Here is a 13,000-nt window from a genome sequence, read left to right on the forward strand (position 1 = left end):
GGCACGCCGGCTGGTCCCGGCTCAGCGACCGCGGCTGTCCTTGAGGCCGGTGATGCGGTTGAACACCGGGCGCCCCGGCGCGTGGTCCACGCGGTCGGTGACGAAGTAGCCGTGGCGCTCGAACTGGAAGCGCTGGTCCGCGGCCGCCGCGGCCAGCGAGGGCTCCACCATCGCCTGCACCACGCGCAGGCTGTCGGGGTTGAGGCTGGCCTTGAAGTCGCGCCCGCCAGCGTCGGGCTGCGCCTCGGTGAAGAGGCGGTCGTACAGCCGCACCTCCGCCGCCACGCCGCCGCCCTGTTCGGCCGGCTGCGCGCCGACCCAGCCGATCACGCCCTTGACCTTGACGCTGTCCGCGCCGGGCGTGCCGCTCTTGGTGTCGGGCAGCAGCTTCGCGCGCACCAGCGTCACGCGCCCGTCGGCGTCCTGCTCGAAGCCCGTGCACTCGATGACGTAGCCGTACTTCAGGCGCACGCGGCCGCCGGCGGTGTCAGCCTTGGGCGGGTAGAGGCGGTGGTAGCCCTTGGGCGGCTCGACCATGAAGTCGTCGCGCTCGATCCAGACCTCGCGGCCCAGGCCGAACTCGCGCCGCCCGCGCTCGGCCTGCGCCGGGTGCACCGGCGCGCTGCAGGGCTCGATGTGGCCTGCGCCCAGCGCCTCGTCCCAGTTCTCCAGCACCAGCTTCAGCGGGTCCAGCACCGCCAGGCCGCGCGGGGCCTTGGGGTCGAGGTCGTCGCGCAGCGACTGCTCCAGCGTGGCGTAGTCGATCCAGCTGTAGTCCTTGGCCACGCCGATACGCTCGGCGAACAACTGCAGCGCCTCGGCCGTGTAGCCGCGCCGGCGCAGGCCGACGATGGTGGGCATGCGCGGATCGTCCCAGCCCTGGACGATCCGCTCGTCCACCAGCGCCTTGAGCTTGCGCTTGCTGGTGATGACGTAGGTCAGGTTCAGCCGCCCGAACTCGTACTGGCGCGGCAGCGGGCGCGCGAGCAGGCCCAGGTCGGCCAGGCGCTCCAGCACCCAGTCGTAGAACGGGCGCTGGTCCTCGAACTCCAGCGTGCAGATGCTGTGGGTGATGTTCTCCAGCGCGTCCTCGATGGGGTGCGCGTAGGTGTACATCGGGTAGATGCACCAGCGGTCGCCGGTGTTGTGGTGCGTGGCGTGCTTGATGCGGTAGATGGCCGGGTCGCGCAGGTTGATGTTGGGCGAGGCCATGTCGATCTTGGCGCGCAGCACCATCGCGCCGTCGGGGTGCTTGCCGTCGCGCATCTCGCGAAAGCGCTGCAGGTTCTCCTCAGCGCTGCGGTCGCGGAACGGGCTGTTGGTGCCGGGCGTGCCGAAGTCGCCGCGGTTGGCGCGCATCTCCTCGGGCGTCTGCTCGTCGACGTAGGCATGGCCGGCCTCGATCAGCGCCTCGGCCGCGCGGTACATGAAGTCGAAATAGTTGCTTGCGTAATACAGGTGGCGGGTGCCGTTGGCCTCCCAACCGAAGCCCAGCCACTGCACGGCGTCGAGGATGGAGTCGACGTACTCCTGCTCCTCCTTCTCCGGGTTGGTGTCGTCGAAGCGCATGTGGCAGACGCCGCCGTAGTCGCGCGCCAGGCCGAAGTTCAGGCAGATGCTCTTGGCGTGGCCGACATGCAGGTAGCCGTTGGGCTCGGGCGGGAAGCGGGTGCGGATGCGCGCCGGGTCCAGCGCGCCGCTGCCCTGGTGCGTGGCATCGCCGGGGCTGCCGGCCCAGTGGCGTGGGGCGTAGGTGCCGGCGCTCAGGTCGCGTTCGATGATGGCGCGCAGGAAATTGCTCGGCTTGGTGACTTCGGGTGCGGACATGGAGATTTGAAGGAGTGGGCCGGCGGCGCCGGCGCAATGCAGCGTCGCGGGGATTCTATAGAGGGGGGTGTGTTTGCACGCCGACACAATTGGGTCGTGCACCAAGGCGGCCTGCCGCGCGTTGAGCATGTCCTCTCTTCGAAGTGAAGGACGCCGCATGAAGCGCTCCACCGTCGTGCTTTCCGCCGCCCTGATGTCCTTGGGCTGCCTGCTGGCACTGCCGGCGCGCGCCGGGGGCGGCGTGCAGTGGTCCATCGGCATCGGCAGCGCCCCGTACGGGGCCACCGTCTCGGTGGGCAACGCCGTTTCCGGCCCGGCGCCGGTTTACGTCTCGCCGCCCGGGGTGGTTTACACGCCGCCGCCGCCGGTCTATGTCGCGCCCCCGCCGCTGTACGTGCCGCGACCGCCGGCCTACGTGGCGCCGCCGCCCATCTACGTCGCGCCCCCGCCGGTCTACACGGCCCCGCCGCCGGTGTACTACGTGCCCTCGGCGCCGCGCTTCCTGCCCCCGCCGCCCGTGGCCTACGTGCCGGTGGCCCCGGTGGGCTGGCGCGGCCACCAGCACGGCGGCTACTGGCGCCGCTGAGCGCCTTCGCCGCGGCTGCTCATCCGGCCGTGCGGCACGGGAGCCGCACTTGGGATCCGCGCTGAAGCCACGGCCTCAGCGCCGCCGGCGCGTGCCGCCCAGCAGCGAGCCCAGCACGCCGCGCACGATCTCGCGTCCCACCGCCGAGCCCACGCTGCGCACGGCGCTGCGCGCTGCGGCCTCGGCCAGCCCCTCGCGCCGGCCGCCGCGCGGGCCGGTGCTGCCGAAGAGCATGTCCTTGAGGCCGTCGAGCAATCCACCGCTGGCGTCCGCGGCGCCGGGCGCCGTGGCCGGTCCGCCCGCGCCCTGCGCGGCCGGGACGCGCGCACGCAACTGCTCGTAGGCCGACTCGCGGTCCACCGCCCGCTCGTACACGCCGGCCACCAGCGAGCCCTCGATCAGCGCGCGCCGCTGCTCCGGCGTGATGGGGCCGAGCCGGCTGCCCGGCGGCTGCACGAACACGCGCTGCGTGATGCCGGGACGGCCCTGCTCGTCGAGCAGGCTCACCAGCGCCTCGCCCACGGCCAGCTCCGTGATGGCCTGCTCCAGGTCCAGCGCCGGGTTGGCCCGCATGGTCTGCGCCGCCGCGCGCACGGCCTTCTGGTCGCGCGGCGTGAAGGCGCGCAGCGCGTGCTGCACGCGGTTGCCCAGTTGCGCCAGCACGCTGTCGGGCAGGTCGGCCGGGTTCTGGGTCACGAAGTAAACGCCCACGCCCTTGCTGCGCACCAGCCGCACCACCAGTTCGATGCGCTCCACCAGCACGGCCGGCGCGTCCTTGAACAGCAGGTGCGCCTCGTCGAAGAAGAAGACCAGCTTGGGCTTGTCCACGTCGCCCACCTCGGGCAGCAACTCGAACAGCTCCGAGAGCATCCACAGCAGGAAGGTGGCGTAGAGGCGCGGCGACTGCAGCAGCTTGTCGGCCGCCAGGATGTTGACCACGCCGCGGCCGTCCACGGTCTGCATGAAGTCGGCGATGTCGAGCATGGGCTCGCCGAAGAACTTGTCGCCGCCTTGCTGCTCGATCTGCAGCAGCCCGCGCTGCACCGCGCCGACGCTGGCAGCGCTGATGTTGCCGTAGCTGGTGGTGTAGTCGCGGGCGTTCTCGCCCACGTGCTGCAGCATGGCGCGCAGGTCCTTGAGGTCCAGCAGCAGCAGCCCGGCGTCGTCGGCGATGCGGAACACCAGGTTCAGCACGCCAGTCTGCGTTTCGTTGAGGTCGAGCATGCGCGCCAGCAGCATCGGCCCCATGTCGCTGACGGTGGCGCGTACCGGGTGGCCCTGCGCGCCGAACACGTCCCACAGCGTCACCGGGCAGGCCATGGGCGAGGGCGCTTCGAGCCCGCGCTGCGCCAGCGTGGCGGCGAGCTTGGGCGGAAGCTCGCCGGGCTGGCTGATGCCGGTGAGGTCGCCCTTGACGTCGGCCATGAACACCGGCGTGCCGATGGCGCTGAAGCCCTCGGCCAGGCGCTGCAGCGTGACGGTCTTGCCGGTGCCGGTGGCACCGGTGACGAGGCCGTGGCGGTTGGCCAGCGCGGGCAGCAGGCAGGCATCTTCTCGGCCATGCCGTGCGATCAGTATCGGATCAGCCATGGCGTGCGGGCTCCTTGAAAAAGGGCGTGACGGGGGCGACCGGTAAAATCCCGTTCAGTCTAACCAAGCAAGAAAGCCGGCTGCCCCACACGCCGGCGAGGAGCAGCCAAACATGGCCGGACATTCCAAATGGGCCAACATCCAGCACCGCAAGGGTCGCCAGGATGAGAAGCGCGGCAAGATCTGGACGCGCGTGATCCGCGAAATCATGGTCGCCGCGCGTCAGGGCGGTGGCGATGTGTCGGCCAACCCGCGCCTGCGTCTGGCCATCGACAAGGCCAAGGCCGCCAACATGCCGGCCGACACCATCAAGCGCAACGTCGACAAGGCCACCGGCAACCTCGAAGGCGTGACCTACGAGGAAATCCGCTACGAGGGCTACGGCATCGGCGGCGCCGCGGTCATCGTGGACTGCATGACCGACAACCGCGTGCGCACCGTGGCCGAGGTGCGCCACGCCTTCAGCAAGTACGGCGGCAACCTGGGCACCGAAGGCTCGGTGGCCTTCCAGTTCAAGCACGTGGGCCAGATGCTGTTCGCACCCGGCACCAGCGAGGACAAGCTCATGGAGGCGGCGCTGGAAGCCGGCGCCGAGGACGTGATCACGGGCGAGGACGGCTCCATCGAGGTGCTGACCGCCCCGGGCGATTTCGAGACCGTCAAGGAGGCGCTGGCCGCCGCCGGCCTCGTGCCCGAGGTTGCTGAAGTGACCATGCGCGCCGAGAACACCATCGAGCTCACCGGCGAGGACGCGCAGCGCATGCAGAAGCTGCTGGACGTGCTGGAGGACCTGGACGACACCCAGGCCGTCTTCCACAACGCCGAGATCGAGGAACAGGCATGAAGGTCCTCGTCATCGGCAACGGCGGGCGCGAGCACGCGCTGGCCTGGAAGCTGGCGCAGTCCCCGCGCGTGGTGCAGGTCTTCGTGGCGCCGGGCAACGGCGGCACGGCGCTGGACCAGCGCCTGCGCAACGTGGCCATCACCGACGTCAACGAGCTGGCCGACTTCGCCCAGGCCGAGAAGGTCGCGCTGACGGTGGTCGGCCCCGAGGCGCCGCTGGCCGCGGGCGTGGTGGACGTGTTCCGCCAGCGCGGGCTGCGCATCTTCGGCCCGACCAAGGCCGCCGCGCAGCTGGAGAGCTCCAAGGCCTTCGCCAAGGACTTCATGAAGCGCCACAGCATCCCGACTGCGGCGTACGAGAGCTTCACCGACGCCACCGCGGCGCACGCCTACGTGGACCAGATGGGCGCGCCCATCGTGGTCAAGGCCGACGGCCTGGCCGCGGGCAAGGGCGTGGTGGTGGCCATGACGCCGGAGGAGGCGCACCAGGCCATCGACTTCATGCTCGAAGGCAACGAGCTGGGCGTGCAGCACAACGCCGGCGGCGCGCGCGTGGTGATCGAGGAGTTCCTGCAGGGCGAGGAAGCCAGCTTCATCGTGCTGTGCGACGGCCACCACGTGCTGCCCCTGGCCACCAGCCAGGACCACAAGCGGCTGCTCGACGCCGACCAGGGCCCGAACACCGGCGGCATGGGCGCGTACTCGCCCGCGCCGGTGGTCACGCCCAACGTGCATGCGCGCGCGATGCACGAGGTGATCCTGCCCACCATCGCCGGCATGGCGCGCGAGGGCCGGCCCTTCACGGGCTTCCTCTACGCCGGGCTGATGGTCAGCCCCGAGGGCCACGTCAAGACGCTGGAGTTCAACACCCGCATGGGCGACCCCGAGACGCAGCCGATCCTGATGCGTCTCAAGAGCGACCTGCTGGAGGTGCTGCTGCACGCCACCGACGGCACGCTGGACACGGTGGAGCTGCAGTGGGACCGCCGCATCGCGCTGGGCGTGGTGATGGCCGCCGCGGGCTACCCGATGAACCCGCGCAAGGGCGACGCCATCCACGGCCTGCCCGCGCCGGCGGAGGACGCGATGGTGTTCCACGCCGGCACCACGCTCACCGACCAGGGGCTGCTCACCAGCGGCGGGCGCGTGCTGTGCGTGACCGCGCTGGGCGACTCGGCCAAGAAGGCGCAGCAGCGCGCCTACGACGCGCTGGCCGGCGTGCAGTTCGATGGCGCGCAGTTCCGCACCGACATTGGCTACCGTGCCATCAAGCGCTGAGGCCATGAGCAGCAACGCCAACGGGCTGGACACGGGCGCCGTGCGCGCCTGGCTGCTGGACCTGCAGCAGCGCATCGTCTCCGGCCTGGAAGCCGCGGACGGCACGCCCTTCCGCAGCGACGGCTGGACGCGCGAGCCCGGCGGGCGCCTCGAAGGCGACGGCCTCTCGCGCCTGGTGGAGGAGGGCAACCTGCTGGAGCGTGGCGGCTGCAATTTCTCGCACGTCAAGGGCCGCTCGCTGCCGCCCTCGGCCACGCAGCACCGGCCCGAGCTGGCCGGCGCCTCCTTCGAGGCCATGGGCGTGTCGCTGGTGCTGCATCCGCGCAACCCGCTGGTGCCCACGGTGCACATGAACGTGCGCATGTTTGCCGCGCAACCGCAGGACGGCCGCCCGGCGGTGCTGTGGTTCGGCGGCGGCATGGACCTCACGCCGTATTACGGCTTCGAGGAGGACGCGCGCCACTTCCACCACACCTGCCACGATGCGCTGGCGCCCTTCGGCGACCAGCTCTACCCGCGCTTCAAGGCGTGGTGCGACGAGTACTTCTTCCTGAAGCACCGCAACGAGCCGCGCGGCATCGGGGGCGTCTTCTTCGACGACTTCAGCGAGCTGGGCCCGCAGCGCAGCTTCGAGATGGTGCAGGCGGTGGGCGAGGCCTTCCTGCCCGCGTACCTGCCCATCGTGGAGCGCCGCCGCGGGCTGCCCTACGGCGAGCATGAGCGCGACTTCCAGGCCTACCGGCGCGGTCGCTACGTCGAGTTCAACCTCGTGTTCGACCGCGGCACCCTCTTCGGGCTGCAATCGGGCGGCCGCACCGAGAGCATCCTGATGTCGATGCCGCCACTGGTGAAGTGGCGCTACGACTGGCATCCGCAACCGGGCAGCGCCGAGGCGCGGCTCTACAGCGACTTCCTGCGCCCGCGCGACTGGCTCAACGAGTGAAGCGCATCGGCCTGCTGGGCGGGAGTTTCGACCCGCCGCACCTGGCGCACCTGGCGCTCGCTTGCCAGGCGCGCGACGAGTTGCGGCTGGACGAGCTGCGGCTGCTGCCCGCGGGCCGGCCCTGGCAGAAGCTGGCGGTGGGCCGCGAACCCATCGAGGCCGCGCACCGCGTGGCGATGCTGCGGCTGCTCATACAAGGCGAGCCGCGCCTCGTCGTCGACGAGCGCGAGCTGCACTGCAACGGGCCGAGCTACAGCATCGACACCGTGCGCGAGCTCGCGGCCGAGCATCCGGGCGCACAACTGTTTTTCGTCATCGGACAGGACCAGTACGCGCGGCTGCACACCTGGCACGACTGGCAGGAGATGCTGAAGCTGGTGACGCTGGCCGTGGCCGGCCGTGCCGGCGAGGCGCCCCGTGCGCCCGCCGAAGTAGCGGCCGTGCCGCACCGCATTGAAATCTTGGCGCTGCCGCCCATGGCGGTGGCGTCGACCGACATCCGCGCCCGCGCGGCCCGAGGCGAGGATCTCTCCTTGCTGGTGGGCCCCGCGGTCGCGGCCTATATTGACCTGAACGCCCTGTACCGGGCGGACTCCGGGAGTTGAATGGACATCCGCAAACTGCAACGCGCCATCGTCGATGGCCTCGAGGACGTGAAGGCCGTGAACATCGTGGTCTTCAACACCGAGCATCTTTCACCGCTCTTCGAGCGCGTGATCATTGCCTCGGGCACCAGCAACCGCCAGACGAAGGCGCTGGCTTCCAGCGTGCGTGACGCCGTCAAGTCGCGTGGCCTGGAGGTGCACCGCACCGAGGGCGAGGAGAACGGCGAATGGATCATCGTGGACTGCGGTGCCGCCGTGGCCCACATCATGCAGCCCGCCATCCGCGACTACTACAACCTCGAAGAGATCTGGGGTGAGAAGCCGGTGAAGCTCAAGCTGGGCGGCAACGGCGCCAAGGGCCTGCCCAAGGCCTCCGCACCGGACGAGGACGACGAGGAAGTGGAAGGCAAGGCCCACGCCTCGCGCACCGCCCGCACCGCCGCCGGCAAGGCGGCGCTGGCCGCGGCGCCGGTGAAGAAGACCGTGGGCAAGAAGGCGCCGGCCAAGAAGGCGGCTGCCCCCACGACCGCCAAGGCCGCGCCGGCGAAGAAGGCTGCCGCGAAGAAGGCGGCGGCTCCGGCCAAGAAGGCCGCGCCCGCCAGGAAGGCCGTCACGCGCACCACCGGTTCCAAGACTGCGGTGAGCAAGGCCGTGCCGGACCAGCGCGTGGTGGTGAACGCCCCGGCGAAGAAGGCTGCCGCCAAGAAGGTGGCCGCGAAGAAGGCGCCCGCCAAGACCGCCACCGCCCGCACCGTGGCGGCGAAGGCCCCCGCGGCCAAGAAGGCGCCGGCGAAGAAGGCCGCGGCCAAGAGCGCCACGACCCGCAGCCGCGGCTGAGCGGCTGAGCCGTGAGGCTGGTGATTGCCGCCATCGGCCAGCGCCAGCCGGCGTGGGCCGAGGCGGCCTATGACGACTTCGCCAAGCGCTTCCCGCCGGAGCTGCGGCTGGAGCTCAAGGCGCTCAAGGCCGAGCCGCGCACCACGGGCAAGCCGCCCGCGGCGCTGATGGCTGCCGAGGCCCAGCGCATCGAGGCGGCCGTCCCCAAGGGGGCGCGCCGCGTGGTGCTGGACGAGCGGGGCACGCGGCTGACCACCGCTGCGCTGGCGGACCGGCTGCGCTTCTGGCTGGGCGATGGGCGCGACGTGGCCTTCATGATCGGCGGCCCGGACGGGCTCGATCCCGCTCTGAAGACCACGGCCGACGAGACCATGCGCCTGTCGGAGCTGACGCTGCCGCACGCCTTCGTGCGCATCCTGCTGGCCGAGGGGCTGTACCGGGCCTGGTCGTTGACGGTGAACCATCCGTACCACCGGGAGTAGTCCCTTTTTCCGTTCGCCCTGGGCCTGTCGAAGCCCCTGCCGCCCGAGCGTGCGGCAGGGGCTTCGACAAGCTCAGCCCGAACGGCTGTCCGAAATGACCCAACACGAATTCATCCTCCTCGCCTCCCAGAGCCCGCGCCGGCGCCAGTTGCTGGAGCAGATCGGCGTGGCGCACGAGCTGCTGCTGCCCGAGGCGCACGAGGACGCCGAGGCGCTGGAGGCGGAGCGGCCCGGCGAATCGCCCGAGGACTACGTGCAGCGCGTGACCCGCGCCAAGCTCGATGCCGCGTGCGCGCGGCGCGAGCGCCTGGGCCGCGCCGACGTGCCGGTGCTGGCGGCCGACACCACCGTGGCACTGGGCCGGCGCATCCTGGGCAAGCCCGCGGACGCCGACGAGGCCCGCGCCATGCTGCGCGCCCTCTCGGGCCACACGCACCGCGTGCTCACCGCCATCGCGCTGGCCGCGGACGGGCAGGTGCTGCAGGCGCTGAGCAGCTCCCACGTGCGCTTCGCGCCCATGGAGGAGCGCGACATCGAGGCCTACGTCGCCAGCGGCGAGCCCTTCGGCAAGGCCGGCGCGTACGGCATCCAGGGCCGCATCGCGGCCTTCGTGGCCCATGTCGAGGGGAGCTACTCCGGTATCATGGGTTTGCCCCTCCACGAGACGGCCATGCTGCTGCGGCAAGCGCACGTGCGTTTCTGAGTCCGCGCGCCGCGGCAGACGGCAGCCGCAGCGCATGCAAGACATCCTCATCAATTGGGCGCCGCAGGAGACGCGGGTCGCCATCGTCGAAAACGGCGCCGTCCAGGAACTGCACATCGAGCGCGCGCTGGAGCGCGGCCTGGTGGGCAACATCTACCTCGGCAAGGTCGCGCGCGTGCTGCCCGGCATGCAGAGCGCCTTCATCGACATCGGGCTGGAGCGCGCGGCCTTCCTGCACGTGGCCGACCTAGTGGGCCACAGCCGCTTCGAGCCCAACAACGGCAACGGTGCCAACCACGCGCCGGTGCCTATCGAGCGCCAGGTGTTCGAAGGGCAGAGCCTGATGGTGCAGGTCATCAAGGACCCCATCGGCACCAAGGGCGCGCGACTGTCCACGCAGATCAGCATCGCCGGACGGTTGCTCGTGCACCTTCCACAGGACGACCACATCGGCATCTCGCAGAAGATCGGCTCCTGGGAGCTGCGCGAGCAGCTGCGCCAGCGCATGCAGGCGCTGGTGGGCACGCGCGAGACCGGCGGGGGCGGCGGCTTCATCCTGCGCACCAACGCCGAGGACGCGACCGACGCCGAGCTGGCCGACGATATCGCCTACGGCCGCAAGACCTGGGGCGCCATCCGCGAGCGCGCCTTCAGCGTGCCGCCGGGCACGCTGCTGCACCAGGACCTCAACCTCGCCGAGCGCGTGCTGCGCGACCTCAGCAACGAGCAGACGGCCACCATCCGCATCGACTCGCGGCTGCAGTACGACCATCTGAAGGCCTTCGGCGAGGAGTTCACGCCCGGTGCGGTGAACAAGCTGGAGCTCTACAAGGGCGAGCGCCCGATCTTCGACCTCTACAACATCGACGGCGAGGTCGAGCGCGCGCTGGCGCGGCGCGTGGACCTCAAGAGTGGTGGTTACCTGATCATCGACCAGACCGAGGCGCTGACGACCATCGACGTCAACACCGGCGGCTTCGTGGGCGCGCGCAACTTCGACGACACGATCTTCAAGACCAACCTGGAGGCCGCGGGCGCCATCGCGCGGCAGCTGCGGCTGCGCAACCTGGGCGGCATCATCATCGTGGACTTCATCGACATGGCGCGCGAGGAGCACCAGGGCGCCGTGCTGGGCGAGTTCCGCAAGCAGCTCAGCCGCGACCGCACCAAGACCACGGTGAGCGGCTTCACGCAGCTGGGACTGGTGGAGATGACGCGCAAGCGCACGCGCGAGTCGCTGGCGCACATGCTGTGCGAGCCGTGCCCCACCTGCGGCGGGCGCGGCCAGGTCAAGACCGCGCGCAGCGTGTGCTACGACGTGCTGCGCGAGATCCTGCGCGAGGCGCGGCAGTTCAACCCCAAGGAATTCCGCGTCGTGGCCAGCGCCACGGTGGTGGAGATGCTGCTGGACGAGGAGAGCCCGCACCTGGCCGGGCTGTCGGAGTTCATCGGCAAGCCCATCTCGCTGTCGGCCGAGCCGACCATGAACCCGGAGCAGTACGACATCGTGCTGCTGTAGCCGCTTCTTCCCGTTCGCCCTGAGCCTGTCGAAGGGCTCAGCCCGAACGGTTTTGAAGACCGTCGCCCAGCCGCAGCGCCTGTACCGCCAGCCGCTCCACCGCCAGCCGCAGCGCCGGCCCGTTGCCGGGCGAACTGGCCGTCACGCTCACCGTGCCCGTGATGGCACCGCTGCCGCCGGGCAGCCCCGGCAGCGAGAACAGCGCGCGCGCCGCCTGCAGGTCCGGCAGCCGCAGCACGACCTGCCGGCCCATGGAGGCGGCCGAGACGCCCACGCGATTGCGCCCCTGCGCCTGGCCCGACAGCTCCACGTACTGCTGCAACGTGCCCATCACGCCGTCGCCCAGGTTCAGCTCGCCGCTCAGGCGCGTGCGCTGCAGCGCCGGCGCGGCGTTGCGCCCGGGCTGGCCCTGCGGCGTGCCGCAGCCGGCGTTGTGCAGCAGGCTCTCCACGAAGGGTTTCAGCTCCAGCGAGCCGCGGTCTGTCACGCGCGCACCGAAGAGCGAGCCGCGCTGCTCGAAGCGCACGCCCGGCACGTGCGGCAGGGTGAACTGGTAGAGGTAGTCGCGCCCCTTGGGGCTGTCGGCGTAGATGCCCATGTGGCTCACGCCCATGGGCGAGTCCGGCCCGATGTGCTCGACCGAGAGCCGGTTGAAGTCGATGCGCCCGTCCTGGATGGTGACGCCCAGCTCCGCGTCCATGATCCAGGCCGCGTCGTCGACGTGCATCTGCAGCCGGCCATCGAGCCCGGCCAGCGCGTCCATCCGCCACCGGGCCAGCTCGCCGGCCGCGGCGGGCGAGGGCGCGCGGGCCAGCTCCACCTGCGTGTCCTGCAGCTCCAGCGCGTCCAGGGCCAGGGCCTGCAGGGGCAGGCTGCCGCCGTCCGGCCGGGCCGCACCGAGCCGCACGCTGAGCCCGCGCAGCAGCACCTGGCCGGCGCGCAGCGCCAGCGTCGGCGTGCGCAGCTCGATGCCCCGCAGCTGCAGCCGCCCGATGCGCCAGGCGCCGTCGCGCAGCGCCAGGCCCGAAACCTCCACCACCTCCGCCTGCAACACCTCGATGGGGCCGAAGCCGGGCAGGTTGAGGCCTTGGAGCTGCTGCAGGTTCATCGGTATGCCTCCTTCGTGGCGCCGGCCCCGGGAGCACGCCGGCAGGGGCCCCGGTGGTGCAACCGGCGTGCCCTGCGGCTTCCCGGCAGCCGCCTGAGAGGTGCGCCAGATCCCCCGCACGGCCGGCCGGTGGGGGATTTCACCCAGCGCCTTGGGGCAGGCGGCCCAGGCGGACGGGCCGATTCAGGCCGTTCCCGGGCGAGGCGCACTGGCACAGGTCCTGCGCATGAAGACACCGTGGCGCCAGCCGGCGCCCGTTGCACCCACCAGCAAGGAGACTTTGATGAGCCTGCGTTCCCTCGGCCTGGCGGCCGCCGCCATCGTGTTCACCTTCTCCAGCGTCGCCGCCCAGGCCGCTGACCTGCGCGTGGACTGCGAGAAGCGCAGCAGCCGCTCCAAAGCCTCCGTCGACGGCAACAACCTGCCCGATGGCAGCTACCGCGCCGTCATCAGCTCCGGCGGCGCCACCGCGCGCAGCGCCTTCCAGCACACCGCCGGTGACGAAGTGGAATTCGACTTCGACAGCCGCCAGGCCGACATCGCCGAGGGCGCCACGCCCATCCCGGCCGGCTTCATCCAGGACGGCCGCGTGCGCGGCTGGCTGGTCAACGGCAGCGGCCAGCGCGTGACGGCGGTGGTGACGGCGATCTGCCGCGTGCGGCGCTGAAGCACACCGCCG

At 71.2% G+C, this 13,000-nt stretch carries 13 protein-coding genes; 10 read left to right on the forward strand and 3 right to left on the reverse strand.

What is annotated here, in order from left to right; translation table 11 throughout:
- Nucleotides 1–21 precede the first annotated feature (21 nt).
- Nucleotides 22–1,827, reverse strand: coding sequence for a glutamine--tRNA ligase/YqeY domain fusion protein (locus H537_RS0126410; protein ID WP_029000258.1), 1,806 nt, complete (start codon nucleotides 1,825–1,827; stop codon nucleotides 22–24).
- Nucleotides 1,828–1,984: 157 nt separating this feature from the next.
- Between H537_RS0126410 and H537_RS45640 the strand changes: the two genes are divergently transcribed.
- Nucleotides 1,985–2,413, forward strand: a complete 429-nt coding sequence (locus tag H537_RS45640; RefSeq protein WP_051243285.1) for a hypothetical protein — start codon at nucleotides 1,985–1,987, stop codon at nucleotides 2,411–2,413.
- A 75-nt stretch (nucleotides 2,414–2,488) separates the two neighbouring features.
- On the opposite strand, the gene H537_RS0126420 is transcribed toward H537_RS45640, so the two are convergent.
- Nucleotides 2,489–4,003, reverse strand: a complete 1,515-nt coding sequence (locus tag H537_RS0126420) for a helicase HerA-like domain-containing protein (protein WP_029000259.1) — start codon at nucleotides 4,001–4,003, stop codon at nucleotides 2,489–2,491.
- Nucleotides 4,004–4,115: 112 nt separating this feature from the next.
- Here H537_RS0126420 and H537_RS0126425 point away from each other — a divergent pair, with 112 nt between their 5' ends.
- The 8 genes from H537_RS0126425 (at nucleotide 4,116) to rng (ending at nucleotide 11,213) form a co-directional block, all read left to right on the forward strand.
- Nucleotides 4,116–4,847: a YebC/PmpR family DNA-binding transcriptional regulator gene (locus H537_RS0126425; protein WP_029000260.1), complete on the forward strand. Its 732-nt coding sequence runs from the start codon at nucleotides 4,116–4,118 to the stop codon at nucleotides 4,845–4,847.
- Nucleotides 4,844–6,124 (forward strand): phosphoribosylamine--glycine ligase, encoded by a 1,281-nt coding sequence (purD, locus tag H537_RS0126430; protein WP_029000261.1) that lies wholly within the window; start codon nucleotides 4,844–4,846, stop codon nucleotides 6,122–6,124. The genes H537_RS0126425 and purD overlap by 4 nt, the downstream gene beginning before the upstream one ends.
- Before the next feature lie 4 nt (nucleotides 6,125–6,128).
- Nucleotides 6,129–7,067: an oxygen-dependent coproporphyrinogen oxidase gene (hemF, locus tag H537_RS0126435; RefSeq protein ID WP_029000262.1), complete on the forward strand. Its 939-nt coding sequence runs from the start codon at nucleotides 6,129–6,131 to the stop codon at nucleotides 7,065–7,067.
- Nucleotides 7,064–7,672 (forward strand): nicotinate-nucleotide adenylyltransferase, encoded by a 609-nt coding sequence (gene nadD / locus H537_RS0126440; RefSeq protein WP_043460152.1) that lies wholly within the window; start codon nucleotides 7,064–7,066, stop codon nucleotides 7,670–7,672. The genes hemF and nadD overlap by 4 nt, the downstream gene beginning before the upstream one ends.
- Nucleotides 7,673–8,509: a ribosome silencing factor gene (gene rsfS / locus H537_RS0126445; protein WP_029000264.1), complete on the forward strand. Its 837-nt coding sequence runs from the start codon at nucleotides 7,673–7,675 to the stop codon at nucleotides 8,507–8,509. It begins immediately after the preceding gene.
- Nucleotides 8,510–8,520: 11 nt separating this feature from the next.
- On the forward strand, nucleotides 8,521–8,991 hold the full coding sequence (gene rlmH / locus H537_RS0126450; RefSeq protein WP_029000265.1) for a 23S rRNA (pseudouridine(1915)-N(3))-methyltransferase RlmH: 471 nt from the start codon (nucleotides 8,521–8,523) through the stop codon (nucleotides 8,989–8,991).
- 94 nt (nucleotides 8,992–9,085) lie between these two features.
- Nucleotides 9,086–9,694 carry a Maf family protein gene (locus H537_RS0126455; protein WP_043460153.1) on the forward strand — a complete coding sequence of 203 codons (609 nt, stop codon included), beginning with the start codon at nucleotides 9,086–9,088 and terminating at the stop codon, nucleotides 9,692–9,694.
- A 34-nt stretch (nucleotides 9,695–9,728) separates the two neighbouring features.
- Nucleotides 9,729–11,213, forward strand: a complete 1,485-nt coding sequence (rng, locus tag H537_RS0126460) for a ribonuclease G (RefSeq protein ID WP_029000267.1) — start codon at nucleotides 9,729–9,731, stop codon at nucleotides 11,211–11,213.
- Nucleotides 11,214–11,250: 37 nt separating this feature from the next.
- Here the strand turns inward: rng and H537_RS45645 are convergent, their stop codons facing one another.
- Nucleotides 11,251–12,321: an AsmA family protein gene (locus H537_RS45645; RefSeq protein ID WP_051243286.1), complete on the reverse strand. Its 1,071-nt coding sequence runs from the start codon at nucleotides 12,319–12,321 to the stop codon at nucleotides 11,251–11,253.
- Nucleotides 12,322–12,604: 283 nt separating this feature from the next.
- Here H537_RS45645 and H537_RS0126470 point away from each other — a divergent pair, with 283 nt between their 5' ends.
- A complete protein-coding gene (locus H537_RS0126470; protein WP_029000268.1) occupies nucleotides 12,605–12,988 on the forward strand; it encodes a hypothetical protein in 384 nt (127 codons plus the stop codon).
- Nucleotides 12,989–13,000: the final 12 nt, after the last annotated feature.

This window comes from Azohydromonas australica DSM 1124 (assembly GCF_000430725.1).
Taxonomy (GTDB): domain Bacteria; phylum Pseudomonadota; class Gammaproteobacteria; order Burkholderiales; family Burkholderiaceae_C; genus Azohydromonas; species Azohydromonas australica.

Bases quoted from the DNA above. Each gene is read 5' to 3' on its own strand.
- purD (WP_029000261.1), top strand. From the start codon at position 4,844: ATGAAGGTCCTCGTCATCGGCAACGGCGGGCGCGAGCACGCGCTGGCC.
- H537_RS0126470 (WP_029000268.1), top strand. From the start codon at position 12,605: ATGAGCCTGCGTTCCCTCGGCCTGGCGGCCGCCGCCATCGTGTTCACC.
- rsfS (WP_029000264.1), top strand. From the start codon at position 7,673: ATGGACATCCGCAAACTGCAACGCGCCATCGTCGATGGCCTCGAGGAC.
- hemF (WP_029000262.1), top strand. From the start codon at position 6,129: ATGAGCAGCAACGCCAACGGGCTGGACACGGGCGCCGTGCGCGCCTGG.
- H537_RS45645 (WP_051243286.1), bottom strand. From the start codon at position 12,321: ATGAACCTGCAGCAGCTCCAAGGCCTCAACCTGCCCGGCTTCGGCCCC.
- H537_RS0126420 (WP_029000259.1), bottom strand. From the start codon at position 4,003: ATGGCTGATCCGATACTGATCGCACGGCATGGCCGAGAAGATGCCTGC.
- rng (WP_029000267.1), top strand. From the start codon at position 9,729: ATGCAAGACATCCTCATCAATTGGGCGCCGCAGGAGACGCGGGTCGCC.
- H537_RS0126455 (WP_043460153.1), top strand. From the start codon at position 9,086: ATGACCCAACACGAATTCATCCTCCTCGCCTCCCAGAGCCCGCGCCGG.
- H537_RS0126425 (WP_029000260.1), top strand. From the start codon at position 4,116: ATGGCCGGACATTCCAAATGGGCCAACATCCAGCACCGCAAGGGTCGC.
- H537_RS0126410 (WP_029000258.1), bottom strand. From the start codon at position 1,827: ATGTCCGCACCCGAAGTCACCAAGCCGAGCAATTTCCTGCGCGCCATC.
- H537_RS45640 (WP_051243285.1), top strand. From the start codon at position 1,985: ATGAAGCGCTCCACCGTCGTGCTTTCCGCCGCCCTGATGTCCTTGGGC.